This window comes from Streptomyces sp. NPDC045022 (assembly GCF_056432605.1).
Map to the genome: position 1 here is coordinate 206,003 of NZ_JBWKIR010000012.1, position 25,695 is coordinate 231,697.

Below are 25,695 nucleotides of genomic sequence, written 5' to 3' on the forward strand. Positions count from 1 at the left end.
ACGGGGTGGTCGGGTCGGTATCGGCGCCGTCCGGCGGGGCTCCTGCGGAATCTCGGGCAGACGCACCGCCCTGTGCGTTCGCCGACGCGTGCGTCGCACAAGTCGAGGCCGGCAGGGAAAACCGGGAAGCGGGGCGGCAGTTGGGTTGCCTATATTCCTGTGCATGCCCGAGATACAGCTGCTCCGCCCAGGCCACGCCCCCGCGCTACTCGCCTTCGAGCAGGAGAACCGGGCTTACTTCGCCGCGTCCGTCCCTGACCGAGGCGATGACTACTTCGCGCGGTTCGACGAGCGGCACCGTGCCCTGCTCGCCGAGCAGGAGGCTGGTGTCTGTTACTTCCATGTGCTGGTCGGCGCGGACGGCGAGGTGCTGGGGCGGGTCAACCTCATGGATGTGGCGGATGGCGGTGCCGAGCTGGGGTATCGGATCGCCGAGCGTGCCGCGGGCCGGGGGCTGGCCACCTGGGCCGTGCGGGAGCTGTGCGACCGCGCGGCCAACAGTTATGGGCTGACCCGCCTGTGTGCCGCGGCCACGCTCGACAACGCGGCATCGCGGGCCGTGCTGGCCCGCTCAGGGTTCGAGGTCGTCGGCGAGAGACAGCTCTCCGGCCGCCCCGGTCTGTCATATCTCCGCAGCCTGGCTGATTTCACCGCGGGGTCCGCTGCGTCGGCCGCCTGTCAGAGGCGTCCGGGGCCGTGAGCAAGGCGCGCTGTGTGACCAACCGCCTTGCCCGCTCGGCGTGAACTGGTCACCGACGCTCCTGCGACATCGGATACTCGACTCTGTCCATGATCGGCAATGCCGCCCGGTGATTGCCGTACCGCGCCACTCGGAAGGCAGATCCCAGCGTGTTCCAGGAAACCCCGATCTTCAACCGCCTCGTCGCGGAGCGCGGTGACGTGCCCGCCCAGGTCCGTGGTGAGGCCGACCGCCTGCGTCATCACCTGGCACAGGTGCTGCCCTCCGCGCCCTGGCCTGTCGCCAACGTGCCCCGGCAGCAGACCTACGTGCCCGGCGGGAACCTCCCTCCAGGCGGCGGTCGGCAACAGGGGGGCCAGATGGGCGAGTTGCCCCGGTAGCCGGCGCCCGAGTTCGTCCGCACCTGTTGCTGCGGGGTGCCGGGCGGACGGAACGGCGTTGACGTGCCTCGTGAGCACGGTGGTGGCGGCCCCGGCCTGCCCTGCGCGCACCGCACCGCGCGTGCTCCGGCATCGGGCTACGAGCCGCTGCCGCCCGCATGCTGCCCCCGGCGTCTCGCTGTACGAGCGGGTAACCGCGGTTGAGGCCTGTAATCAGTAACGATCTTGGCTCAAACCTTGTGTCTGTCCCGGTCCCCTCTAGCCTCCCGGCATGGGATTTCTTTCGAGTCGCCGCAGAAGATCACGCCTTGCCCCGGAACTGGACGACCAGGACCTGGGCAAGCTGCTGAAGTCGCTGCTGGCGACCACGAAGACCGGGATGATCGCGACGACGGACCTGTGCGTGGCGCAGATCTCCCGTCTCCTGGACCAGGACCGCGGAGACTGGGACCGCCGGACGCACCGCATGGGCGTACTGGCGGACTACCTGGCCGAAACGCATCTGTCGCGGTCCTGGGCCGCCCGCGAGCCGCGCAACGCCGACGCGCTGGAGCTGCACGCCTGGACGCAGGTCGCGCGGGCCCGCCGCCTGGGCTCCCTCGAAGACGCGGCCGGGTCTGTTGACATGTGCCTCCAGGCGGCCGAGATCGCCCCGGACGATCCCACGCCCTGGGTGATCCTCCTGGAGGTGGCCCGCCTGGAGAGCTGGGAGCGGTCGCAGGTGTTCGGAGTGTGGAACGAGGTGCTCGCGCGTGACCGTTGGAACCGTGAGGCGTACATGAGCATGCTGGGCTATCTCAGCCCGGAGGAAGCGGGGTCGCGCGTCCAGGTTCTGGACTTCGTGGACTCCCTGGGACTCCGCATGCCCCCGAACGTGCCCTGCGCGGCCACGGAACTCACCGCTCAGGTCTTCCAGTACCACTCCCGCATCGGCCGGGGTGGTGTCGAAGCACTGGTGGCGCGGAACCACTGGTCACAGACGATGGCCACCCAGGCCCTCGACCGCGTGGCCCACACCTGGGTCCAGCCCGGGTTCCTCCGCCATGCCAAGGCTCTCGCCGACCTCAACCTCCTCGCCTATGCGCTGATGGCCGCCGACCGGCGCCGGGAAGCCTCCGGGGTCTTCGAGGCGCTCGCAGGCGTGGTCACCCCGTGGCCCTGGCAGGCCGACGGCGACCCTCTGACCGAGTTCGAGCAGGCACAGCGGAGAGCCGCAGCCGGCATGTGACGCGCCCACCCGCTCGGCGGAGCGACTTCCCGAGGCGCGACACATCGCGTCAACCGACCGCGACCGCTCCGAACCCGGGCGCATGCTGTCACACAGCACGAAGACCATTTCGCCCCGATAAGATGCTTTTGTGATCAGGACTGGACGGCTTCGGCGCCACCGCCCTCCGTACGGTGGCCGACGCGAGACCGTACTGCTGTCCCCGGTGATTCTCACCGTCCTCATCTCCGGCCTGGCATTCGCCACCCCCAGGGAGATCGCCTTCAGCCGTCTCCTGCCCGCCGCACCCGCCCTCGCCGCCGCGATGTGGCCCATGACCGCGACGATCCTGCTGGGGGCGTTCTGCCTGCTGATCATGATCGGGCTGAGCCTCGTCTACACCGATCTGGGGACGCCGTACACGGCCGCCGCGATCGTCGCGGTGACTCTGGTGGCCGCCTACACCAGCCGTATCCGACTCCAGCGAGAAGAGACGCTCTTCCAGGTCCGGCTCGTCGCCGACGCGGCGCAGAAGGTGCTGCTGCGCCCGTTGCCGCGCCGTATCCAGGGCATCGACATCGAGTCGCTGTACCTGGCGGCGCAGGAGCAGGCGCGGATCGGCGGCGACTTCTACGAGGTGGCCGACACGCCGTACGGGGTCCGGTTGCTCATCGGGGACGTGCGGGGCAAGGGGCTGTCGGCGGTGGGGGCGGCCTCGGCGGTGATCAACTGCTTCAGGGAGAACGCGTACGACCAGCCCGACCTGAGGGGCATCATCCATCGCCTGGAGGCCAGCATAGGCCGCTACAGCGTCGCGATCCTCGACCCGGATCAGCCGGAGCACTTCGCCACCGCTCTGATCGCCGAGATCCCGTACGGCGGTGATCAGGTCAGGATCCTGAACTGCGGGCACCCACCGCCCCTGCTGGTGCGGGGCGGGGAGATCCGCGTCCTCGAGCCCACCGTGCCCTCACCGCCCCTGAACCTCGCGACGCTCCTCGGAGAGGACTACAACGTCGACACCGTCGCCTTCACCTCGGGTGACCAGATGCTGCTCTACACCGACGGCGTAACGGAGACCCGGGACCGCACCGGCACGTTCTTCCCGCTGCCGGACTGGATGCGGGAGCTCGGCCCGGCGCCTCCCCGCGAGCTGCTGGACCGCCTTCACCGGGACCTGCTCCACTACAGCGGCGGAAGGCTCGATGACGACATCGCGGCCGTCGCCGTCCGCTGCCGGCACCCCGGGGCGGAAGAGCGCTCCGCGTAGCCGGGCCGGCGGCGACGAGGCGGGTTCGATGCGGCGGACTCACTCGACCACCTTGAAGCCCGGGCGCGGAGTCAGTGGTCCTCGGGCCGCTGGCCGGGCTGATCGGTGGTACTGGGGGCAAGCCGGACGCAGCATTCTCCGGGCTCGGGGGCCAGGACGGCTTGGAGTGCGTTGACCTGAAGGCCGTTGAGGTAGCCGCGGAGGAAGGCATGGTTCATGCCGCACACGAGGTCGGGGGCCTTCGCTGCCAGCGGGTGGAACGGACAGTTGCGGAGTCGGAGCCGGGTGGGGGTCTCGCGGACGGGTTCGTATCCGTACTGGTCGAGCAGGCGCTCACAGACGGTCAGCCCGCGCTCGGGACCGAGGCGGCCCGGGCGGGTCTCGTCCCGGGCGGTCTCTCCCAGCTGCCGGCCTCGCTGCTCAGCGGCCCGTACCGCTGCCTGTGCGGCGTTCTCGCCGGCCCCCTCGGTCAGCACCGCGTCCAGGAGCAGGTCCGCCAGGAGTTCATGGCGCCGGTCGGGGATGCTGACGGTGATCTGGGTGTCCGTGGGTTCGTACACCTTCGGCTGCCTGCCGACCTTGCGGATCCCGCCGGGCGTTTCGTAGCGCGCGCGCAGCAGGCCGGCGTCGACGAGCTTGTCGAGGTGGAAGGCGGCGAGTTTGCGCGATATGCCGACACTGGCGGCGACCTCGTCGCGGGTGACGGCGCGGCGGGCCCGCCGGATGAACGTGAACATGCGCCGCCGCGAATCCTCGCTCAGGGCGCTGACGGAATCGATGGCGGTGTGAGCCGCGTCGGCCTGGGGAGTCGGGTCAGGAGCCACCAGTCCACGATAACTCCAGCGTGTGTGGGCACAAGCGTTCCCTCCAGTGGTCTGCCAGCGTGACTTGACAGCCTCTCTCAATAAGACCAAGAATCGTTGGTGAAATTACTGGGAGGTTGCCATGGCCGATGCCCATGAGTCACAGCTTCAGGCGAAGCGCCCCGTCAGTGCCCCTCTCGCCGGTCCGTACGGTCACCCGTTCCATCCGATCCTGGTGACGGTGCCGATCGGCGCCTGGGTGACCAGCCTGGTGTTCGACATCGCTTCCCACGTCGTGCACCGTCCGGGATTCCTCACCCAGTCCTCGGAGTGGTTGATCGCGGTCGGCGTGATCGGTGCCCTGCTGGCGGCCATGGTCGGATTCCTCGACCTGTTCGCGATTCCCAGCGGCACCCGGGCCTTCGGCACCGCCTTGGTCCACATGACGCTGAACCTGCTGGTGACCGCCGCCTACGCCGTCAACTTCGTGTGGCGCTACGGCGACTACACCACCGGCGGGAGTGTCGGCCCGGGCCGGCTCGTCCTGTCCGCGCTCAGCGTGGCAACCCTGGGCGTCTCGGGATTTCTGGGCGGCAAGCTCGCCTACCGCTACGGCGTACGGGTCGCCGACGAGAGCACTCAGGCCGAGGGGTATGTCCCTGGCCGCAGCGCGCGAAACGCCCGCTCCGTCATGTGATCCGGCCCGCTCGGCCTCCACGGCCGCCGGTGCCGTCCGGCTGCCTTCGACATCTTCATCACTCGGGAGTTCTCCATGGACATCGCCGCACTGATCGCGTGGGTGGTCACCGCCCTCGGCGGCTTCTACATGCTCGGCACCTGGATCCAACGCGGCGGAATCCGGCAACAGCAGACCGGTACCAGCCGCCTGCCCGCACCGGTCGTCTTCGGGCACTTCGCCCTGGCCGCGATCGGACTCGTGGTGTGGGTCATCTATGTGGTGGCCGACAGGAGTGCCCTGGCCTGGACCGCGTTCGGTCTGCTGCTGCCGGTCGCACTGCTCGGGTTCGTGATGCTGGCCCGATGGATCCCCGTCTACCGCGACCGCGCCACGGCCGGGGCGGCAGCGGCCGCCACCGGCCCGGGAGCCCAAGGGGCCGTCCCTGCCGAACGGCACTTCCCGCTCGCGGTGGTGCTGGCACACGGCCTGTTCGCCGTGGTCACCCTCGTCCTGGTCCTGCTCACCGCCCTGGGTATCGGTGGCAGCTGACATGATCGAGCACCCGCACCGCACCGCCGCCCGGATCAACGACCCCGAGGAGGCGGTGGCGCCCGCAGGGCCCGCCCTGCGGGTGGTCCACGAGCCCGGCGGTATCGACCTGGCCGCCGCGGAAGCAGCGGCCGGCCAGTTCCTCGACGCCCTTGGCATCTCCACCGCTTCGGAGAGCCTGCGCGGCACGCCCGGCCGGATGGCCCGTGCCTACGCGGAACTGTTCAGCCCGCGCCCCTTCGACCTGACCACCTTCCCCAACGACGAGGGCTACGACGAACTCGTCCTGGCCCGCCGCATACCCGTCCGGTCGGTGTGCGAGCACCATCTGCTGCCGTTCGTCGGCACCGCCCACGTCGGCTACCTGCCCGGCGCCCGCATCCTGGGCCTGTCGAAGCTGGCCCGCGTCGTCGAGCACTTCGCCTGCCGCCCGCAGGTCCAGGAACGCCTGACCAAACAGGTCGCCGACTGGCTGCAGACCCACCTGGAACCCAAGGGCGTCGGCGTGGTCATCGAGGCCGAGCACTCCTGCATGACCCTGCGCGGGGTCCAGGCCACCGGATCCAGCACGATGACCTCGACCCTGCTCGGCCTGCTGCGCTCCGACGCCCGCTCGCGCGGCGAATTCCTCGCGCTGACCGGCGTCAACTCCTGACGAGGGGCGCAGACCACGCCATCGACCGGTCGCGGCGCCGACGCCGCGACCGCAGGGGCGTCACCAGGGAGGTAGGTCAGCGGACGACGTCCAGGACGGTCTTCTGCAGGCCGTTGGCGTAGACCTCGTGCTCGACCAGCTTCAGCTTCTGGGTGTCCTTGTCCGTGGTGCTGAACAGACGCTTTCCGGCGCCGAGCAGGAGCGGGAAGACGAGCAGGTGGTAACGGTCGATCAGACCGGCGTCCGAAAGGCTCTGGTTGAGGGCGGCGCTTCCGTGGACGATGATCGGGCCGCCCTCGGTCTCTTTCAGCGCGGCGACGTCGGCGAGTGAACGCAGGATCGTGGTCTCGCCCCAGTTCGGCACCAGGTCGTCCGCGGTGAGAGTAGTGGAGACGACGTACTTCGGCATCACCTTGTAATCGGCGAAATCCTCCATGTCCGGCCACACCGGGCTGAACGCCTCGTAACTGACCCGGCCCATCAGCATCGCGGTGGCTTCCTTCTGCTCCCGGCCCTTGAGGTCGAACGCCTCGGGCAGAAACTCGACGTCCTTGAAGGTCCACCCGGAGTTCCGGTAACCGGGCTCACCGCCCGGGGCCTCCACGACGCCGTCGAGCGAGATGAAGGCGGTGCTGATCAGCGTACGCATCTGGGGTTCCTCGGTATCTCGTGCCGAATCCGACAGGTCCGGTCGGTGCAAGCTTGGACCAACTCGCGGCCGTGGGGCATCCACCAGATCTCAGACCGCCGATCATGGAGAAACTCATCGGCCGTCGCCGCGCCTCCTGACGGCCTCGGCCGTCGGCACCACCTCGGGGTGCCACTCATCACCGCGACATCGGCGGTCGGATCCCCCGCACGGGTGGGCCCGAGGGTCGCCTGCGGAGCGCTCGGCAGCCTGCACGAGCCGTTGGCCTGCTGTTTCTCCGGCATGCCGGAGCGAGCACCCCGCCCCGGCATGGTCAGGACTGCCCGGCGTCTACCTGTGCCACGGGCCGGTCACCGCGAACGTGGTGCCGGGCGTGTAGCAGTTGACGTACATCGTCCCCCCGTCGGGGGAGAAGGTGACCCCGGCGAACTCACCCCACTCGGGATTCTCCGGCGTCCCGATGTTCTGGCGGCCCCGGGCCATCGCGTACACCTCGCCCTCACGGGTCACGCCGAAGACGTGCTGGGCGCCGTTGCCGTCCTCGCACACCATCAGGCCGCCGCTGGGGGCGAGGCAGATGTTGTCCGGGGACTCGCCGGGCAGCTGCACATCGGTTTCCGGACCGAACACGATGACCAGGGTCAGCCGACGGCGCGCCGGGTCGTAGCGCCAGATCTGGCCATAATGGTCGGCCGCGGAGCCGTCCGCGCTGCGGGCGAAGGACGATACGAAGTACACACAGCTGCCGCCCCAGTAGCAGCCCTCCAACTTCTGTGCGTGGGTGATGCCCTTGGAGCCGTAGTTCTGGAACCGGGTGGGGGTGGAGGCGGCCAGCGGGTCGGGTACGTCCACCCACTCGATGCCGTCGAAGCACGCGCCGGTCTCCTGGATCGTCGACAGGTCCGGTACGCCGGGCACCCGCATCGCCTGGAGCCGGCCGCCCGCGCGAAGCGAACCGACGCCCCCCAGCGGCCTGTTCGGCAGGAAACGGTAGAAGAGGCCAAACGGTTTTTCGAAGGCGTCCTCCGTCTCGTAGACGATGCCGTTGCCCGGGTCGATCGCGATCGCCTCGTGCTGGAAGCGGCCCATCGCGGTCAGCGGGACCGCGCCGGAGCAGCCGGGGTCGGTGGGGTGGACCTCGAAGACGAAGCCGTGGTCCTTGGTGTAGCCGTTGGTGCCGGCCTTGTCCTCGGTCTCCTCGCAGGTCAGCCAGGTACCCCAAGGAGTGCGGCCGCCCGCGCAGTTGACGGCCGTACCGGCGATGGCGACCCGCTCGGACAGCACGCGATGGTCCGTGCCGAGTGTCAAGGCCGTACAGCCGCCCTTGCCCGCGGGGTCGTAGGTGAGGCCGCCGACGGTCGGGACCGGGATCTTCGCGGTGACGCGGTTCTCGTGGTTGCGCACGAGGTGCGTACGGCCCCCTCGGCCGGCGAAGGCGGCCATGCCGTCGTGGTTGGAGGGGACGCGGCCCTCTCCCGAGCGGAGCTGGTCACCTTCGCGGGACAGCACGGTGTAGCGGAAGCCTTTCGGCAGGTCGAGCAGGCCGTTTGGATCGGAGACGAGCGGGCCGTAGCCGGTGTGGCCCAGGTTCTGCGCGGCGGCGGTGCCCGCGAAGAGCTCGGACAGGGCCCCGGTGAAGGCGATGCCCGCTCCCACGGCGCTCGCTCGGACCAGGACCTGACGGCGTGTTGCAGACATGCGGCAGCAACCTTCCTGCTGGCGGACAGGAACTGTGACCCCGCCGTGTCTATCACCTGGTGCGGGCCGCGGGAACCGCGCGTGTATCACGTGTCACTTCCCGAAGGCGTCTTCTCTCCGCGTCTCCGCGGCCGTTACCAGGGCTACTCAGGTCGACTCCGCGTCCATGCCGGTCAGACGAAGGCGCTCTGCCCGGTGATCGCCTTTCCCACGATCAGTGTGTTCATCTCCCTGGTGCCTTCGAAGGAGTAGATGGCTTCCGCATCCGCGAAAAAGCGCGCGACGTCGTAGTCCAGGACTATGCCGTTGCCCCCGAAGATCTCCCGGGCCCACGCCACGACCTCGCGCATGCGGCCGGTGACGTGGGCCTTGGCCAGTGACGAGTGTTCGTCCCGGAACACCCCGGCGTCCTGCAACCGGGCGAGCTGCAGCAGCATGCCCCAGCTCGACGTGATGTTGCCCAGGCACTTCACCAGGAGATCCTGCACCAGCTGGAAACCCGCGAGTGGACGGCCGAACTGCTGCCTCTCCGTGGCGTAACGGAGGGCCAGTTCGTACGCACCGATCATGACGCCGAGGGCCTGCCAGGCCACGCCGCTGCGCGTGGCGCGCAGGATTTCGGCGACGTCGCGGAACGAGGACACGTTCTGCAGCCGGTCGGACTCCGGCACCTCGACGTTCTCGAGGGTGATGTCCGCGTTCTCGACGATACGCAGTGACGTCTTACCTGCGATCTTCTCAGCCCTGAACCCAGGTGTGCCCTTGCCGACGACGAACCCCTTGACCTGATCGTCGGCGACGTCCCGGGCCCAGACGACGACGTGGTCGGCGAAAGTCGCGTTGCCGATCCAGCGTTTGGCGCCGTTGAGCACCCATGTGTCGCCGTCGCGCCGGGCCGTCGTGCGCATGCCGGCCGCGATGTCGGAACCGTCGAGCGGCTCCGTGAGCGCGAAGGCCCCGATGGTGTCCATCCTCGCCATCCCCGGCAGCCAGCGGTCACGCTGCTCCTGGTCGCCGCCGACGTGGATCGCGTACATGGCGAGTCCGTTGTGGACGCCGAAGAAGGTGGCGACCGAAGCGTCGACGCGACTCATCTCCATCGCCATCATCCCCGTCAGCACATGGCCGGCAGCGGGACGGTGGTCGCCGTAGCCCTCGTACGGCAGCCCGACCAGCCCGCTCTCCCGGAACCGGGTGATCAGCTCCGTGGGGAACGTGCCGTCGGCCCAATGCTCTGCCACCAGCGGCTGCACCTCCTCACGCATGAACGCCCTGGTCCTGAGGAGGACTTTGCGCTCCTCCTCCGTCAAGGCGGCCTCGAAGTCGTAGAAGTCGGCGACGTTCTGCCGTTCCGTGAGAGCAGTCATGGGGCCCTTCTTCCACGCTTGCGCCGTGCGATGCGCGCGCCGGGAAGGAGCGCTCGCCGCGGGACCCGGCATGTGCCTGCGGCCCCGCTGGAACGGCTCGACACCGCGTCCGAACCGCTCGACGGGCGCGTTCACCGTGTCCTGGGCCCGGTCCGGGGGCGGTGCGTCCCGGCCTCCCAGAGGCACCAGGTCGACCACAGCAGCAGGACGAGGAAAACGGCGAGCAGGCCCAGCAGGAGCACCGTGTTCCGTGTCGACCCGTCTCCCCGGACCAGGCTCAGCAACAGGCAGAAGGTCCAGGCGACCACGCCGCCCGCATACACGGCCCTGAGCTGTCGCAACTGACTTGTCGAACCCATCGTCACCCTTCCGAGCGGTCGCGTCACGCGTTGCCCTGCCGATACCCCCGTCGCGCGACTTCACCACACGGACCGCGGCCGCGCTGACCCGGGCCGCGCCGTACTACGGTCGGGTGCGCCAGGCAACGCAATGTGGTGGGCGTCGGCGCTTCGGCGCGCTACCTCACGGCCCGCCCGTGCACGCGGCCACCCTGCCGGGGGCCGCGGCCGGCGCCAGTGTCCGGTCAGGACACCAGCGTCTGCTCCTCCAGCTCCATCAGCTTCACGGTGCACAGGCCGCCGCGCTCGACCTTGATGTCCGTCACCTTCAGCTGGGTGCCCGGCAGGAGGATGAACTCCTCCTCGCCCGTGAACGCGGAGAAGTCGCGGATGCCCACGGCCCGGGCGGGGACCACCTCGAACAGCGTCCGCTTGCCGCGGCTGCCGAGGAACGCCTTGGCCACGCCGAGTTCGGACGTGCACGAGGACACGCCCCACCAGGTCACGGTCCGTCCGAGCGGATACTGCCCACGCAGGTCCAGCGACACCCCGCGCCACAAGGGCGCCGTCCGGTGGGGGAGTTGCGACACCGCAGTGAACAGCAGCCGTAGATACGGCAGGTACGGGACGACCCTGGTCCGGTCCGGGGAGCGCAGGATGGCGTTGATCTCGCGGTAGAACGCGGACTCGCAGGTGTAGAGGTAGAGGGCGGCGATCGCGTCGGCAGACAGGCCGTTGGACGCTTCGTCCGCGCGCCGCTTGGCGAACTCGTGGGACCGGTCGACGTGTCGGCCCAGCCCGGACAGCAGCGCGGCGACCGGGGCGACGGCCTCGCGGAAGTCCATGAGCGGGGTGTCGAACACGCCCGTGATCGCGGGAAGGACGAGTCCCTCGTCCTTGACGCTGGAGAGCCGGTCGAGGTAGAGCTGGTGCAGTTCCATGGTGGACGCGATGAACGCGCCCATGCGGTCGGCGACGTCGCCGTCGGCTCCATCGGTCTCCGCCGCGAGCTTGTTCCAGCCGGTGCTCGGCAGCCAGTCGATCTCGTCGGTGCCCAGCGACGCGAGGGCCGCGTTCACCATCTCGAAGTGGTCGCCGTCGCAGAAGATGTCGCCCTGTGCCGCGGGGTTGGCGTGGTCGATGTGCCGGACCTCGACCTCGGGGTACTTCTTCTGGAGTTCGAGGACGACCTTCTTCAGAGTGCGAGCGTGCGCCCCCCACCACGCGAAGACGACCCCGCGGTCCTCCTCGTCGGCGTTCTGCTTGGCCTTGAGGATCTCCTCGACGATCCGCTCGGCGACCGGCCGCCAGAACCCGGTGTGCCGGTCGGTGGCGATCGCCCCGTCGCTGTTGGCCGTCAGCGCCGCGTTCAGCAGCAGCACGCCCTGGGTGAGCATCGCCTGGAACCACTCCGGCGGCTGGACGGTGTCCTGCTTCTTCAGCAGCGCGCGTATGTCGGCTATCGGCGTCTTCTTGGGAATGCCGTACTTCCACATCGCCGCTGCCTTGATGATGCAGCGGATGCTGACGACTCTGCCGAACTGGCTGTCCTTCCAGTCGTGGAAGGTGTTGTCGAACATGGCGATGCCGGTGGCGCTCTCCGGCCGCGGGTACGGGTTCTGACCGAAGACGACGACCTTCCACTTGTGCGGCGCGTTGGGCTTGAGTGCCTGGAAGGTCAGTTCACGGACAGGGACGACCTCCGGGTCACGGCCCGGGCCGATGAACGCGGCCGCGTCCGGCTGTGCCTCGATGACCGGCTTCAGCAGCGGCAGCCAAGGTTCACCGCCGCCCTTGAACAGTTCCGCGAGGGCCAGCGGGTCGTGTGGGTCGGGCGTGGCGGGGGTGCGGGCATCGCTCATGGTGGAGGAACTCCGAATGGTCGAACCGTGCTGGTGGAAGGCCTGATCGGCGAAGTGCCACGAGAATAGGTGAGCCCACTGACAACCGCCCTCCGGTTCATCGGGGCGCCGGGCGGGCGGCTGCTCTGTCAGTGGGGCGCGGTAGCGTTCCGATCAGTTGAGTGATCGTTCCCGATCGGAGTGAACCATGACCGAAGACCACGTGCAGTCGCCGCTCAGGGTGGTGCTGACCGACATCAACACCGCAGTGGTGGAGGCATGGCGAGCCGCGTTCGCCGACACCCCCGAGATCGAGATCCGCAAGGGCTCGATCCTCGACGAGGACGTCGACGCCTGGGTCAGCCCCACCAACTCCCGGGGCCGGATGGACGGCGGGGTCGACGGCGTCATCAAGCGGTATCTCGGCGCGGGCATCCAGCTGCGGGTGCAGAAGGCGATCCGCAGCCAGTTCGCGGGTGTCCTCCCGGTGGGCGGCGCGGTGTGCGTCCCGTCCGGGGCGGTCAAGCCGAGATTCCTGATCTCGACACCGACGATGGAGACGTCCTCGCAGAACGTCAGCGAGACCCTGAACGTGGCCCTGGCCTGTGCGGCCGCCTTCCAGGCGATCCACCAGCAGAACAAGAAGGCGCCCGGCAGCATCCGATCAGTGGCGCTGGTCGGCATGGGCGCCCAGACCGGCCGGGTGCCGGCGCGGGTGTGCGCCAACCTGATGTGGACGGGCTACACCCTCTTCAACGACCACTCCTTCGAGGACTACGACGAACTGCGCAGCACGATCGTCGCGCAGCTCGACGACATCGACACCGCGCCCGTGGAGAAGCGAGTCCGCATAGCGCCGCCCAAGCGCGCCGACTCCCGCCGCTGACGCGGCTCTCGGAACTCTGACCACGCCCTGGAAGACAGATAGGTACCGGCCATGACTGCCGAGTGGTACGTCCTCATCGAAGAGGACACACGAGTGACGGAGCGCGTCGAGGGCGTGGAACTCAGGCTGCATCGGTGGATGCTGGTGGCCGCTCACCCGATCGACGGGGATCAGACTGCGGCCGCTGCGGCAGCCGAGGACGCGGCTCTGCACTACACACCGGGAGTTCTGGCTCGGCATGCCCGTCCGGGAGACGAGCCGGCGCGCCATGCTTTCCTCACCCAGGACGGCGCGTGGGTGGTGCTTCTCAGACAGCGGCACCGCGATTGTCAGATACGAGTGACCACTGCCCGGCTCGTGCATTCGAACGAGGAGAAGGAGGCTCAGCCAAAAAGCCTGAAAGAGAAGTTCCGCAGCGCCTTGGAGGGCCCGCAGCCTCCCGATAGGCCGTGGGCGCCGCCTGGCAAAGGCTGAGAGGCCCGGCCCGGACCGCTTCGGGGCCCGTGTGCCCGCGTGTGCTGGAGGTCCAGGACCGCCGGGACGCTGCGTCCGGGTGACTCGGAACTCGCTCAAGAACAAATGGAGTTGGGGTCCGAAGCCGGCTCGAGTGTCATTGTCCGGCCGCACTACAGGTCGATATCGTTTCCTCGCTCCGAGGCGCGGGCCCGCTTTCGCCGCCGCAGGCCACGGCCCCCACCACCGACCGTTCACCGGCCGGACGCGTGTGCCTGGGACGGACGAGCGGCGAGGGGGAGGGGCGCGCGGGTATGAGCGTCACCGACAAGGCGCCGCGCGACGAGCGTCAAGAGGCGCCGAGGTACGCGGCGGCCTGTTCATCCGCCAGCTGCACCACTGGTCGGCCCTGACCATGATCGCCGCGCTCTGCGTGCACACGCTGCGGCACTTCTTCACCGGATCGTTCCGCAAGCCCCGCGAGCTCAACTGGCTGATCGGCTTCGTGATCCTCGTCCTGGCCATCGTGGAGGGCTTCCTCGGATACTCACTTCCCGACGACCTGCTCTCGGGCACCGGCCTGCGCATCTTCGAAGGCATCACACTCGCCGTCCCGGTGGTCGGCACCTGTCTGCAGATGTTCATCGCAGGCATCCTCGGACGGGCAACTGGAATCCGGCCCGCCCGACTCCCCTCAGGAACAGGGACCGGGCCGGCCGGGCACTGACCGGCGGAACGGCACAGGTGAGCGGCCCACCAAGCGGCGGCGCGGGTGATCGGACGACGGGTCACCCGCGCCGCAACCATCGCACCCGTGCGCGCGCCGCTCGTGTGCGTGGCCCCCACACTGACCGGACGGCCCCTGGCCCACCGCGGCCCCACAACGCCTCGCGGTGGCCCCAGTTCACCCATCGCGGACCTCGCAACACCCCGCGCGGCCGCCGCACATGACCGACCGGGCCCCGACGCACCCACCAGGGCCCACGACATACGCGGCCACCGCCGCCGCTCCCTCATGGCCGTGCTCATCCGCAGCCCCCGTGTGCGGGAGACGGCCGCCACCTGACCGACCGTATTTTCCGCAGCGCGTTATGCACTGCATTCGGCGAAAAACCAGTCAGCCGGTTTTCATATCCCCCGATGGGGTCCCGATCCAATTCGCCTCGAGTGTTCATTGACCGTTCGTGGATCTTTGTTGCGGACGCTTGCCTCCTGGTGCAGGATCGCTCGACGGGATCATGTGTGCCGAGAGCAACCTGCCGGAATCACATTTCCTGCCCATTCAGTAGCTCGAAGGAATGGGGAGGCCCGGCACAGTCGCGAGTTCATGAACCCCTTCCAGCAGGTGCGGGCGCTCGGTATCGGAGATCTTCATGGAAGACGTCATACGGAAGATTCGTATCCGCGGGGCATTACAGCAGCCCGAATGGAGCGACCTGCGGCAGGTGAGCCGGGTGGCCGAGGCACTCGCCCAACGCCCCACCCTCGTCCGGGCCGACGACGTGGCCACGCTGCGGACCCTGCTGGGCAGGGTGGCGCTCGGCGAGGCCATGGTGCTGCAGGGCGGGGACTGTGCCGAGGACCCGGGGGAGTGCACCCGCGACCACGTCGCACGCAAGGCCGCACTGCTCGACCTGCTCGCCGGGGCGCTCGGCCTGATCACCGGCAAGCCCGTCCTGCGCGCAGGACGCATCGCCGGCCAGTTCGCCAAGCCCCGTTCGAAGCCCACCGAAGCCGTCGACGGTGTCGAACTCCCCGTGTTCCGCGGCCACATGGTCAACGGCCCGGAACCCGACCACGACAGCCGCCGCCCCGACCCCTTGCGGATCCTCACCAGCTACATGGCCGCCTGCGACATCGCCGAGCACCTGGGCTGGCGGGAACGCGCCGCACGACGTGACACCGTGGAACCGGTGGTGTGGACCAGTCACGAGGCGCTGCTCCTCGACTACGAGATGCCCATGCTCCGCACCGACGAGGCGGGGCGGCTGTTCCTCGGCTCGACCCACTGGCCGTGGATCGGCGAGCGCACCCGCCAGGTCGAGGGCGCCCACGTCGCCCTGCTCGCCCAGGTGAGCAACCCGGTGGCGTGCAAGGTCGGCCCCGCCATGGAACCGGGTGAACTGCTGGCCCTGTGCGAGCGGCTGGACCCCTGGCGCGACCCCGGGCGGCTCACCCTCATCGCACGCATGGGAGCCGACCGCGTCACCGACCGGCTGCCTCGCCTCGTCGAGGCCGTACGCGTTGCGGGTCACCCCGTCGTCTGGCTCACCGACCCCATGCACGGCAACACCGTGACGGCGCCCGGCGGCCGAAAGACACGGCTCGTCAGGACCGTCTCGCTCGAGGTCTCCCGGTTCGTCGAGGCCGTGCGCGGCGCGGGCGGGGTCGCGGGCGGACTGCATCTGGAGACCACACCCGACGACGTCACCGAATGCGCCGCCACCGAGGCCGACCTCGGTGGCGTGGGTGAGCGCTACACCTCGTACTGCGACCCCCGCCTCAACCCGCCGCAGGCCGTCTCCGTGGTCTCGGCCTGGACCGCCTGAGCGGGCCCGCGTGCACGAGGTCGCGGTGCGCACCCCCTTACCGACCAGGCAAGCCAGGAAGTGGAGCCATGACCGGCATACCCCCCATCAGCCCGTACCCGCTGCCCGCCGAGGGCGACCTGCCCGCCCCCCTCGTGCACTGGAACGCCGAACCCGACCGGTCGGTCCTTCTCGTCCACGACATGCAGCGCTACTTCCTCACCCCCTTCCCCGACAGCATGCGCGAGGAACTCGTCCGCAACGCGGCACACTTGCGCGACCAGTGCGCGGCCCTCGGCGTTCCTGTCGCCTACACCGCCCAGCCCGGCGGCATGAACGACGAACAACGAGGTCTGCTCAAGGACTTCTGGGGCCCGGGCATGCGAACCAGACCGGAAGACCGCCAGGTGACCGACGCCCTCGCACCGGCCGCGGACGACTGGCTGTTCACCAAGTGGCGCTACAGCGCGTTCTTCCGCACCGACCTGCTGGACCGGATGCGTGCCGAGGGCCGCGACCAGCTCATCCTGTGCGGCGTCTACGCCCACGTCGGTGTCCTGGCCACCGCCGTCGACGCCTTCACCCATGACATCCAGCCGTTCATCGTCGCGGACGCGACGGCCGACTTCACCCCGCAGCACCACCGATCGGCACTCACCTACGCCGCCGAGTGCTGCGCCAAGGTCACCATGGCCAAGGGACTGTTCACATGACATACCCACCGCCACCGACCGGCGGCCCCGACAGCGCCGGCGACCTGCTCGAGCAGGTGCTGAACAGCCGGTCGCGGGCCTATGCCCTGCTGCACCGGCCCGTCACGACGGGACCGGGCATCGTGGAGGTCCTCACCGGCTCCGTGTCCCTGCCCGCCACGCTGGCCGACATTCCGCTGGCCCCCGCCCCGGACGCGGCCACCGGCGCGCACCACGAGGTCCTCGTCGTCGTCCCCTACCGGCAGCTCACCGAACGCGGCTTCGCCTGCGCCGACGACGCCACACCGCTGGTGGCCATGACCGTCACCGGTCAGCAGCGGCTGCCGCTCGGCCAGGCACTCGAGCGCATCCCCGACGTGCCCACCCCGCTGGCGGGCGCGGACTTCGACGTCGACGACGCCGCATACGAGGACACGGTGCGTCGTATCGTCAAGGAGATGATCGGCACGGGGGAGGGGGCGAACTTCGTCGTCAAGCGCACCTTCGTCGCCGACATCACCGACTACGGTCCGCACAGCGCCCCCGCCCTCTTCCGCAGGCTCCTGGAGCGCGAGTCCGGCGCCCACTGGACGTTCCTGATCGACACGGGCACCCGGATCCTGATCGGCGCCTCGCCCGAGCGGCACATCAGCCTCGAGGACGGCACGGCCGTCATGAACCCCATCAGCGGCACCTACCGCTACCCCCCCTCAGGTCCCGCGCTGCCGGGCGTCCTCGACTTCCTCGGCGACCGCAAGGAAACCGACGAGCTGTACATGGTCCTCGACGAGGAACTGAAGATGATGGCCCGGATCTGCCCGGCGGGCGGCCGTGTCGTGGGCCCCTACCTGAAGGAAATGGCGCAGGTCGCCCACACCGAGTACTTCATCGAAGGCCACACCGGCCGCGACGTGCGCGAGATCCTGCGCGAGACCATGTTCGCCCCCACCGTCACGGGCAGCCCGCTCGAGAGCGCCTGCCGCATCATCCACCAGTACGAGCCGGGAGGCCGCGGCTACTACAGCGGCGTCGCCGCGCTCATCGGACGCGATGCCGCCGGTGGACGCGTCATGGACTCCGCGATCCTCATCCGCACCGCGGACATCACCCGCCAAGGACGCATCAACATCGCCGTGGGCGCCACCATCGTGCGGCATTCCGACCCCGCTTCCGAGGCCGCCGAGACCCGGGCCAAGGCGGCCGGGCTCGTCGCCGCACTCGGCGGCGGCCACCCCCGGCGCTTCGCCGACCATCCCAGCGTGCGCCGGGCCCTGGAGCGGCGCAACGACTCCCTCGCCGCCTTCTGGCTGTCCGACACCGCCGAGCGCACCTCCGCGCTGCCGCACCTGGCCGGGCGCAGCGTCCTCGTCGTGGACGCCGAGGACACCTTCACCTCGATGATCGAGCAGCAACTGCGGTCCCTGGGCCTGCACGTGACCATCCGCCGCTACGACCAGGAGTACGCCCTCTCGGACCACGACCTGGTCGTGATGGGGCCGGGGCCGGGCGATCCGCAGGAGATGGCGCACCCCAGAATGCGGCACCTGCACACCGCCGTCGAGACGCTGCTGCACGCAGGCCGACCGTTCTTCGCCGTCTGCCTCAGCCACCAGATCCTCGGACTCGGACTCGGACTGCCGTTGCACCGCAGGACCGAGCCCAACCAGGGGGTGCAAAAAAGTATCGACCTGTTCGGCAGCCCGGAACAGGTGGGCTTCTACAACACCTTCGCCCTGGTCAGCGAGCACGACACCTTCACCGCGGACGGTGTGGGAACCATCCGGGTCAGCCGGGACGCGGCCACCGGGGAGGTCCACGCCCTGCGCGGGCCCCACTTCGCCTCCCTGCAGTTCCACGCCGAGTCCGTGCTCACCCGGGACGGCCCCCGCATCGTCGGCACGTTCCTGTCGGGCCTGCTCGCTCCGGTCCGCACCCCCGACCCGGCCTGAACCACCTCAACCGTTTTGATCCGCCCCCTTCGAGCCGCCGGGCCGGTGCCCGTCCCCCGTGCACCGGCCCGGCACCGCCCCACCTCCCGAGGCGATGCCCGGCGAGGCCCGGACCCGTACCACGAGTGGAGAACCGATGCACACCTACGTCGTCGTCGACGCGTTCGCGCGAACACCCCTCACCGGCAACCCGGTGGCGGTGTTCTTCGGCAGCGACGACCTGACCGCCAACCAGATGCAGCGCATCGCACGGGAGATGAACCTCTCGGAGACCACGTTCGTGCTGCAACCCCGGCAGGACGGCACCGACGCCCATGTGCGGATCTTCACCCCGGTCAACGAACTCCCCTTCGCGGGGCACCCCTTGCTCGGCACCGCCATCGCCCTGGGCAGGCGCACCGACGCCGACCGGCTGCGGATCGAGACCGCCATGGGCGTGATCCCCTTCGAACTCCGACGCGAGCACGGCATGGTCGTCGCGGCGAGCATGCGCCAGCCGGTGCCCGTGTGGGAGCCCTTCGACCGCGCCGCCGAACTCCTGCAGGCACTCGGCGTCAGCGACTCCACGCTCCCGGTGGAGATCTACCGCAACGGCCCGCGGCACGTCCTCGTCGGCTTCGAGAGCATCGAGGCCCTGTCGAAAGTGGACCCCGATCACCGCGCCCTCGCCCGCTTCCCCGACATGGCGGCCAACTGCTATGCCGGATCCGGCAGTTCATGGCGCAATCGCATGTTCTCGCCCGCCTACGGAGTCGTGGAGGACGCCGCCACCGGCTCCGCGGCCGGGCCCATCGCCATCCATCTCGCCCGGCACGGCCTCGGCGCCTACGGGCAGCGCATCGAGATCACTCAGGGCGTCGAGATCGGCCGTCCCTCTCCCATGGGCGCGCTCGTGCACGGGGAGGGCGACCGGGTCGACTCCGTCGAGGTCTTCGGCCACGGCGTCGTCACGATCGAAGGGGTGCTCCATGTCTGACCTGTCCCATTCGCACGCGGCCCCCGGCACCACCCCCGGCGCCCGCGAGGGCTCCACCCGTTCCGAATCGCTCACCGGCACCGTCACGGTGGACTTCCCCGAGTTCCTCGCACCGCCCGCCGAGCCGATGCGCCTGCTGACCGCGTGGCTGAAGACGGCCGCCGTCCACGGGGTGCGCGAGCCACGCGCGCTGGCCCTGGCCACCGCCGACACCCGCGGCCGCACTTCCTCCCGCATCGTGACCATCACCTCCGTGACCGACGCCGGCCTCGTCTTCACCACCCACGCCGACAGCCAGAAGGGCCGGGAACTGGCCGACAACCCATGGGCGTCCGGCGTCCTGTACTGGAGGGAGACCAGCCAGCAGATCACCGTCGCCGGCCCCGTACAGCGGCTGGCCGACGCCGAGGCGGAGGCCCTGTGGTGCGCACGGCCCGTCTTCACCCATGCCATGACCACCGTCTCCCGGCAGAGCCGGCCGGTCGACGACCTCGACCACTTCGCCGAACTGCGGTCCCGGGCCCGCGAGCTGGGCGAGCCCCAGCGGCCGCTGCCGCGCCCCCCGACCTACGCGGCCTACCTCCTGGCCCCCGCCGGCGTGGAGTTCTGGGCCAACGGCACCGACCGGCTGCACGAACGGCTGCGCTACGACCGCACCACCCAGGGCTGGCGGACCAGCCGCCTCCAACCCTAGGCCCTGTCGTCGGACCTGGCGCTGCGACCGGCACCGATCACCGGGCCGGTGTGAGCCGGTCCCAGGGCGGTCGGATGTCATGGGACATCCGACCGCCGCGGGCAGGCGGTACGGCTCAGCCGGTCCGGGCGCTCGGACCGGCCGGGCAGAACGGCGGATGCTGGCACCCGACGCGCCGGCCGTACGGAGGTATGCGCACTCGTGTCCGTGACGAGAAGGGCCTCCGCCGGAGCGGCCGGCCGATCGCCGCCCGAGCCTGACCCCGGGTCTGTCTGTTACGCGGTGAGGCCGGCGCGGACGAGACGGAACGCGGCCTCTGGATCCGCGGCGCGCGTGACCGTGCGGCCCACCACCACGTGTGACGCTCCAGCCGTGATGGCGGCACGGGGTGTTCCGGGGCGGGCATGCTCGGCCGGCGCTTCGCCGGTCAGGGTCACCCCCGGTGTGACGATCAGGGCGTCGGCGCTCAATACCTGTGCCAGATCCGAAGCGAGTGGTGTCTCAGGTCGTTGACCGCAGCGTGAGCGTCCTGGCCGAACGGTACGGAAGCTGCCGCCTTCGTGAACCGATCGGCCGGGAACGTTCAGCCGGCGGCGACCGCTTCCATCACGGACGCGTGCGGCGAGGGCTCCAGCACGCGTCGGACCGTGAAACCGGCCGCCGTGAGCAGCCCCTCGTACTCCGCGCGGGTACGGCCCTTTCCGTTCAGGACCGTCATCATCAGCATGTCGATGGTCTTGCCCGGGTGCGGCTCGTTGCCCGCCGGGATCATGGCGTTGACGGCCAGCAGCCGTCCGTGCGCGGGCATCGCGTGCCGGCACGTGCGCAGGATGCGCACGCACTCCTCGTCCGGCCAGCTGGCCAGCACGTGCTTGAGGAGATAGACGTCGGCGCCGGCCGGCACGGAGGTGAAGAAGTCCCCGCCCTCGGCGCTCCAGCGTCCCGTCAGCTCCGGAATGTCCAGAACGTGCCCGGCCACCACGGTGGGAAGGTCGAACAGGGTGCCCGTCATGTGTGGATTGCGCCGCAGGATCGCGCGCAGCAGGCCGCCGCGCCCGCCGCCCACATCGACAGCGGTCTTGACCTCGGAGAAGTCCCAGGCCTCGGCGACGTCGTTGCTCAGTGTCTCGGAGAACGCCGCCATGCTGGAGTTGAACGCCTCGCCGAGATCAGCGTCGGCGGCGACGTGGTCGTAGAAGGGGACGCCGTACAGGCCCTCGAAGGCGGTCGTGCCGGTGCGAACCGCCTCGTGGAGGTGGCCCGCCGACTCCCAGAAGACCGCCTCGCCGCGCACCATGATGTAGTCCCGCAGCGACCGCTCCGCATTCGTGCACAACGGCCGGGCGAGCGGGGTGAGATGGAAACGGCCCTGGTCGTCCTCCCGGAAGACACCCTTGGTGGCCAGGAACCGCAACAGCCGGTACAGGTAGGGGCCGTTGACCTGAGTGGCCGCCGCGAGTTCGTCGGCCGTGCGGGGGCCGTCCACCAGATGGTCGGCGATGGCGAACCGCGCGGCGGTGTGCAGGGCAGCCGAGTACACATATCCCAGGGCCAGTTCGAGCAGCTCGCCCGTCACCGCCTGCGCGGCGGCGGCCGAACCGGGGGGCCGTCCGTCCGCGCCGTGCGGGGTGTCGGACGTCTTGGAGACCTCTGCGGCCTCGGGGCGAGCGCCTGCCATCGAATCAGGTCCCCTTTCGCGTGCCCTGCGAAGTCCGGGGGCACAACGGTCGTGTACGCGTCCCGGCATGTATGTTCCAGCCTGCACCTGGCACATCGCGTTCCGCTCGAGACTGACGGGAGCCACCCCGGCGACCTCGTCGCCGGCAGCCACCGAAACCACACCCACACCCTGGCACCGGCTCCCATGTGCCGCCGGCGCCCGCTGCCGGCGTGTCCGCGCCGGACACATCATCACCGCAGGTCCTTGAACACTTCTCGACCCGGTCCCGAGTCGCGGCGACGACACTCTTGCCTGTTTCGGCCTGTTGACACACTGCTGGGGGAAACCATGGCTGACGACGCACCGCACGGCTTCACCGACGCCGCCGAACTGCGGCGCAAGAACCGCGCCACCGTCGAGAAGTACCTGGCGGACACCAAGGGGCCGGCCCGTCTGCAGCGGCACGAGCTGTTCGTCGAGCACGGCAGCGGCGGCCTGTGGACCAACGACACCGGCGAGCCCATCGTCATCAAGGGCCGCGACCGCCTGGCCGAGCACGGCGTCTGGTCGCTCGAATGCTTCCCGGACTGGGAGTGGTACAACATCCAGGTCTTCGAGACGCAGGACCCGAACTTCTTCTGGGTCGAGTGCGACGGGCACGGAAAGATCCGCTTCCCGGGCTACCCCGAGGGCTACTACGAGAACCACTTCCTGCACTCCTTCCAGCTCGAGGACGGAAAGATCGTGCAGAACCGCGAGTTCATGAACCCCTTCGAGCAGTTGCGTGCGCTCGGCATCGCCGTCCCCACGATCAAGCGCGAAGGCATTCCCACCTGAACCGGACCGGCACCGCGCGGCCGACGCGCCGCGCACCAACGGCCGGCCGCCCCACATACGGCGGCATCCGGGCCCTCGAGCAGGCCCGGATGCCGAGGCACGCCCGCAACGCACCGGAACCCAGCAAGGCACCGTCCCGGCTGACCTGCTGTGACCGATCCACCAGTTCGACCAGGCACCACCCGAGGAGGACGACACATCATGGTCACCAGACGCCGTGTGCTCGGCGCAGGAATCGCGGCCGGATCCGCTGGGCTCACCGGGGCCTCGCTGCTTCCCCTGCTCTCCGCCCGCGCAGCACAAGCCGCCGACGCACCGGCGACCGGCACCACGCCCCTGGCGATCGAACTCTTCAAGGTGCCCATGCCTCTGATCCCGGTGGCGCGGCCCGTCTCCACCGCCGGCGGCGTGGACACCTACGAGATCACCACGCGCAAGGTCACCAAGGAGATCCTGCCCGGCATCCAGACCGAGCTGGTCACCTACGACGGCCAGTTCCCCGGCGCGACCATCAAGGCACGCAAGAACCGGCCCGTGCGTATCGTGCAGCACAACGGGCTGGACGTCCCCATCTCACGCCACCTGCACGGCGCCTCGGTACCGCAGGACAGCGACGGCGGCCCGATGGACACCATCGACCCGGGCGGCCGGCGCGTGTACACCTACCCCAACAAGCAGCCGCACGCCTCGCTCTGGTACCACGACCACGCCCACCACGTGGAGTCCGAGAACGTCTACCGGGGCCTGCAGGGCAGCTATCTGATCAGCGACTGCACCGAGGACGCCCTGCCCCTGCCCAAGGGCAAGTACGACGTGCTGATCCAGCTGCGCGACGCCGACTTCGACGCCACGGGCCAGCTGCTGTACGCCATGAGCGACCGCAACCGCAACACCCTCCTGGTCAACGGCGCCCCCTACCCGTACTTCCAGGTCGCCGCCCGCAAGTACCGGCTGCGCTTCGCCAACACCTCCAACATGCGCTTCTTCGAGCTGCGTCTCGCCGACGGCAGCGACATGATCCAGATCGGCTCCGACGGCGGACTGCTGCCCAGCCCGAACACCACCAAGTCCGTCTACCTGTCCTCGGGTGAACGCGCCGACGTCGTCATCGACTTCTCCCGCTACCCGGTCGGCACCCAGGTCGTCCTGCAGAACACCGGGGGCCGCGGCCCCGTCGAGCAGGTCGGACAGGTGATGCGCTTCGACGTGACACACACCGCCGAAGACCCGAGCTCCGTCCCGCCCGTGCTGCGCACCCTGCCGCCGCTGCCCACTCCCACGGGCAGCCGCACCATCGTGATGCGCATGGACGAGGACGGCCGCACCGACCCACAGGCCTACATGGACGAAAAGGTGTACGACCCCGAGCGGATCGACGCCAGCGTCCGCTACGGCGCCAGCGAGATCTGGACGGTCACCAACACCAACGTCAAGGCCGCGCACAACTTCCACATGCACCTGGTGCAGTTCCGGGTGATCGAACGCAACGGGAACGCGCCGGGGCCCGCCGAGTCGGGCCTGAAGGACACCGTGGTGCTCCAGCCCGGTGAGACGGTCAGACTCCAGGCGACGTTCGACAGCTATGCCGGGGATTACGTGTACCACTGCCACATGCTCGACCACTCGGCGATGGGCATGATGGCCACCATGAGGATCCGCTGATCCCCGCGGACAGAGAGCCGTCTCGCCGCTGACCGCCGACAGCCGCCGGGGGCCGGCCCGCACGAACGGGCCGGCCCCTGTGCTGCCGCCCGGATCGACCCGCGGTTCGAGCACACCGGCGCTCGGTGCGCCGTTCCTCAGCGGCGTCGTCCGGGCAAAGGACGACGCCCTCGGCTGTCAGCCCGTCGTCCAGAAGCGGAGCTTGTCGGGGTTGAGCACTGCCCAGATGTCACTGATCCGGTCGCCGGTGATGTCGAACGCCATCACCGACACGGTCACGCCGTCCAATTGGGCCACCAGACCCGGCTGACCGTTGACCGTACGCTCCACGAGCGTCATGTCGGGCGCCGCACCGGACCGGTCAGCGAAGAAGCGTGCGACCTGCTCGGCGCCTTCCACCGGGCGGAGCGCGGCCCTGACGAGTCCGCCGCCGTCGCCGGTCGCCGTGGCGTCGGGAGCCAGCAGGCCGATGAGGGCGTCGATGTCCTTGGCCTCCCACGCCTGCTTGAAGGCTCTGACGATGCCGGCGCGCTGGGCTGCCGAGGCCGCGGCGGGCTGAGACGCGCCAAGGCGCCGACGGGCCGAAGTGGCCAGCTGGCGGCAGGCCGCCGGGGTCCGGCCGACGATCTCGGCCACTTCGGCGAAGGGGTAGCGGAAGACGTCGTGCAGGATGAACACGACCCGTTCGGCCGGGGTCATCGCATCGAGCACGACGAGGAAGGCCATGTTGACCGACTCGTCCAGGGTGACCCGGTCGGCCGGGTCGACGATGCCGGCGCCCGGCCGCCCGCTGATCCACTCCGTACGGTCGGGCAGCGGCTCCGGGATCCATTCGCCCACGTAACGCTCGCGCCTGGCCCGCGCCGAGCCGAGCAGGTCGAGGCAGATACGGCTGGCGACGGTCGTCAGCCAGGCGCCGGGGGAGTCGATGGCTTCCTGCTGCTGTGCGGACATGGCGTACCAGCGGGCGTAGGTCTCCTGTACGACATCCTCGGCATCGGCCAGGGAGCCCAGCAGCCGGTACGCGAGGTTGGTCAGCTGACGCCGCTCGCTCACGATCACGCTCAGGCCCGGGTCGGGCCGGCCGTATCCCGGCTCCGATGGGTTGGTCATGGTGTCACCAGCTTCCTTGGACGCTCTGCCTCACCTTCTACGACGAGCCGTCGCATCGAACTGTGAGGTCGAGGCGGCGCCTCACATCTCGCGGGGCTGTCTCGTCGTA

Annotated in this window: 26 protein-coding genes; 17 read left to right on the forward strand and 9 right to left on the reverse strand. The window is 69.6% G+C overall.

Going from position 1 to position 25,695, the window contains the following annotated elements; all coding sequences use genetic code 11:
* The first annotated feature begins 163 nt into the window (after window positions 1–163).
* From AC07C1_RS22935 to AC07C1_RS22950, 4 genes are all read left to right on the forward strand, one after another.
* A complete protein-coding gene (locus AC07C1_RS22935; RefSeq protein WP_478941635.1) occupies window positions 164–700 on the forward strand; it encodes a GNAT family N-acetyltransferase in 537 nt (178 codons plus the stop codon).
* Between the two features lie 149 nt (window positions 701–849).
* Window positions 850–1,080, forward strand: a complete 231-nt coding sequence (locus tag AC07C1_RS22940; protein WP_478941636.1) for a hypothetical protein — start codon at window positions 850–852, stop codon at window positions 1,078–1,080.
* A 271-nt stretch (window positions 1,081–1,351) separates the two neighbouring features.
* Window positions 1,352–2,308 (forward strand): hypothetical protein, encoded by a 957-nt coding sequence (locus AC07C1_RS22945; protein WP_478941638.1) that lies wholly within the window; start codon window positions 1,352–1,354, stop codon window positions 2,306–2,308.
* Window positions 2,309–2,438: 130 nt separating this feature from the next.
* On the forward strand, window positions 2,439–3,557 hold the full coding sequence (locus AC07C1_RS22950; RefSeq protein WP_478941640.1) for a PP2C family protein-serine/threonine phosphatase: 1,119 nt from the start codon (window positions 2,439–2,441) through the stop codon (window positions 3,555–3,557).
* Window positions 3,558–3,628: 71 nt separating this feature from the next.
* Here AC07C1_RS22950 and AC07C1_RS22955 read toward each other — a convergent pair whose 3' ends face one another.
* Entirely contained in the window at window positions 3,629–4,381 is a 753-nt protein-coding gene (locus AC07C1_RS22955; RefSeq protein ID WP_478941642.1) for a helix-turn-helix transcriptional regulator, read from the reverse strand.
* Window positions 4,382–4,502: 121 nt separating this feature from the next.
* Between AC07C1_RS22955 and AC07C1_RS22960 the strand changes: the two genes are divergently transcribed.
* The 3 genes from AC07C1_RS22960 (at window position 4,503) to folE (ending at window position 6,243) form a co-directional block, all read left to right on the forward strand.
* On the forward strand, window positions 4,503–5,057 hold the full coding sequence (locus AC07C1_RS22960; protein ID WP_478941644.1) for a DUF2231 domain-containing protein: 555 nt from the start codon (window positions 4,503–4,505) through the stop codon (window positions 5,055–5,057).
* Window positions 5,058–5,132: 75 nt separating this feature from the next.
* Window positions 5,133–5,588, forward strand: a complete 456-nt coding sequence (locus tag AC07C1_RS22965; RefSeq protein WP_478941645.1) for a hypothetical protein — start codon at window positions 5,133–5,135, stop codon at window positions 5,586–5,588.
* A gap of 1 nt (window position 5,589) precedes the next feature.
* Window positions 5,590–6,243, forward strand: coding sequence for a GTP cyclohydrolase I FolE (folE, locus tag AC07C1_RS22970; RefSeq protein WP_478941647.1), 654 nt, complete (start codon window positions 5,590–5,592; stop codon window positions 6,241–6,243).
* Between the two features lie 76 nt (window positions 6,244–6,319).
* Here the strand turns inward: folE and AC07C1_RS22975 are convergent, their stop codons facing one another.
* From AC07C1_RS22975 to AC07C1_RS22995, 5 genes are all read right to left on the reverse strand, one after another.
* Window positions 6,320–6,892, reverse strand: coding sequence for a dihydrofolate reductase family protein (locus tag AC07C1_RS22975; RefSeq protein WP_478941649.1), 573 nt, complete (start codon window positions 6,890–6,892; stop codon window positions 6,320–6,322).
* A gap of 330 nt (window positions 6,893–7,222) precedes the next feature.
* Window positions 7,223–8,590: an alkaline phosphatase PhoX gene (locus AC07C1_RS22980; protein ID WP_478941650.1), complete on the reverse strand. Its 1,368-nt coding sequence runs from the start codon at window positions 8,588–8,590 to the stop codon at window positions 7,223–7,225.
* Between the two features lie 173 nt (window positions 8,591–8,763).
* Window positions 8,764–9,957 (reverse strand): acyl-CoA dehydrogenase family protein, encoded by a 1,194-nt coding sequence (locus AC07C1_RS22985; RefSeq protein ID WP_478941652.1) that lies wholly within the window; start codon window positions 9,955–9,957, stop codon window positions 8,764–8,766.
* A gap of 131 nt (window positions 9,958–10,088) precedes the next feature.
* On the reverse strand, window positions 10,089–10,316 hold the full coding sequence (locus AC07C1_RS22990; RefSeq protein WP_478941653.1) for a hypothetical protein: 228 nt from the start codon (window positions 10,314–10,316) through the stop codon (window positions 10,089–10,091).
* Between the two features lie 224 nt (window positions 10,317–10,540).
* Window positions 10,541–12,157: an ADP-ribosyltransferase domain-containing protein gene (locus tag AC07C1_RS22995; protein ID WP_478941654.1), complete on the reverse strand. Its 1,617-nt coding sequence runs from the start codon at window positions 12,155–12,157 to the stop codon at window positions 10,541–10,543.
* Between the two features lie 187 nt (window positions 12,158–12,344).
* On the opposite strand from AC07C1_RS22995, the gene AC07C1_RS23000 reads away from it, so the two are divergent.
* The 8 genes from AC07C1_RS23000 to phzG all read left to right on the forward strand — a co-directional run bounded on the left by AC07C1_RS23000 (window position 12,345) and on the right by phzG (window position 20,314).
* Window positions 12,345–13,022 (forward strand): macro domain-containing protein, encoded by a 678-nt coding sequence (locus tag AC07C1_RS23000; protein WP_478941655.1) that lies wholly within the window; start codon window positions 12,345–12,347, stop codon window positions 13,020–13,022.
* 51 nt (window positions 13,023–13,073) lie between these two features.
* Complete coding sequence (locus tag AC07C1_RS23005) at window positions 13,074–13,496, forward strand: hypothetical protein (RefSeq protein WP_478941657.1); 423 nt, start codon at window positions 13,074–13,076, stop codon at window positions 13,494–13,496.
* Between the two features lie 250 nt (window positions 13,497–13,746).
* The gene (locus AC07C1_RS23010; protein ID WP_478941659.1) at window positions 13,747–14,202 is read left to right on the forward strand and encodes a cytochrome b N-terminal domain-containing protein; all 456 of its coding nucleotides are present in this window, start codon (window positions 13,747–13,749) and stop codon (window positions 14,200–14,202) included.
* 646 nt (window positions 14,203–14,848) lie between these two features.
* Window positions 14,849–16,024 (forward strand): 3-deoxy-7-phosphoheptulonate synthase, encoded by a 1,176-nt coding sequence (locus tag AC07C1_RS23015; protein WP_478941660.1) that lies wholly within the window; start codon window positions 14,849–14,851, stop codon window positions 16,022–16,024.
* Window positions 16,025–16,092: 68 nt separating this feature from the next.
* The gene (locus AC07C1_RS23020; protein ID WP_478941662.1) at window positions 16,093–16,716 is read left to right on the forward strand and encodes an isochorismatase family protein; all 624 of its coding nucleotides are present in this window, start codon (window positions 16,093–16,095) and stop codon (window positions 16,714–16,716) included.
* Window positions 16,713–18,644: an anthranilate synthase family protein gene (locus AC07C1_RS23025; RefSeq protein ID WP_478941664.1), complete on the forward strand. Its 1,932-nt coding sequence runs from the start codon at window positions 16,713–16,715 to the stop codon at window positions 18,642–18,644. Before AC07C1_RS23020 ends, AC07C1_RS23025 begins: the two co-directional genes overlap by 4 nt.
* 136 nt (window positions 18,645–18,780) lie before the next feature.
* Window positions 18,781–19,620, forward strand: coding sequence for a PhzF family phenazine biosynthesis protein (locus AC07C1_RS23030; RefSeq protein ID WP_478941666.1), 840 nt, complete (start codon window positions 18,781–18,783; stop codon window positions 19,618–19,620).
* The gene (gene phzG / locus AC07C1_RS23035; protein ID WP_478941667.1) at window positions 19,613–20,314 is read left to right on the forward strand and encodes a phenazine biosynthesis FMN-dependent oxidase PhzG; all 702 of its coding nucleotides are present in this window, start codon (window positions 19,613–19,615) and stop codon (window positions 20,312–20,314) included. Before AC07C1_RS23030 ends, phzG begins: the two co-directional genes overlap by 8 nt.
* A 275-nt stretch (window positions 20,315–20,589) precedes the next feature.
* Here the strand turns inward: phzG and AC07C1_RS23040 are convergent, their stop codons facing one another.
* Complete coding sequence (locus AC07C1_RS23040) at window positions 20,590–20,901, reverse strand: orotidine 5'-phosphate decarboxylase / HUMPS family protein (RefSeq protein WP_478941739.1); 312 nt, start codon at window positions 20,899–20,901, stop codon at window positions 20,590–20,592.
* On the reverse strand, window positions 20,898–21,992 hold the full coding sequence (locus AC07C1_RS23045) for a methyltransferase (RefSeq protein ID WP_478941669.1): 1,095 nt from the start codon (window positions 21,990–21,992) through the stop codon (window positions 20,898–20,900). The genes AC07C1_RS23040 and AC07C1_RS23045 overlap by 4 nt, the downstream gene beginning before the upstream one ends.
* 330 nt (window positions 21,993–22,322) lie before the next feature.
* On the opposite strand from AC07C1_RS23045, the gene AC07C1_RS23050 reads away from it, so the two are divergent.
* Window positions 22,323–22,811, forward strand: coding sequence for a PhzA/PhzB family protein (locus AC07C1_RS23050; protein ID WP_478941671.1), 489 nt, complete (start codon window positions 22,323–22,325; stop codon window positions 22,809–22,811).
* Window positions 22,812–23,012: 201 nt separating this feature from the next.
* Window positions 23,013–24,473 carry a multicopper oxidase family protein gene (locus tag AC07C1_RS23055; protein ID WP_478941673.1) on the forward strand — a complete coding sequence of 487 codons (1,461 nt, stop codon included), beginning with the start codon at window positions 23,013–23,015 and terminating at the stop codon, window positions 24,471–24,473.
* Between the two features lie 177 nt (window positions 24,474–24,650).
* On the opposite strand, the gene sigJ is transcribed toward AC07C1_RS23055, so the two are convergent.
* Window positions 24,651–25,586: an RNA polymerase sigma factor SigJ gene (sigJ, locus tag AC07C1_RS23060; RefSeq protein ID WP_478941674.1), complete on the reverse strand. Its 936-nt coding sequence runs from the start codon at window positions 25,584–25,586 to the stop codon at window positions 24,651–24,653.
* Window positions 25,587–25,695: the final 109 nt, after the last annotated feature.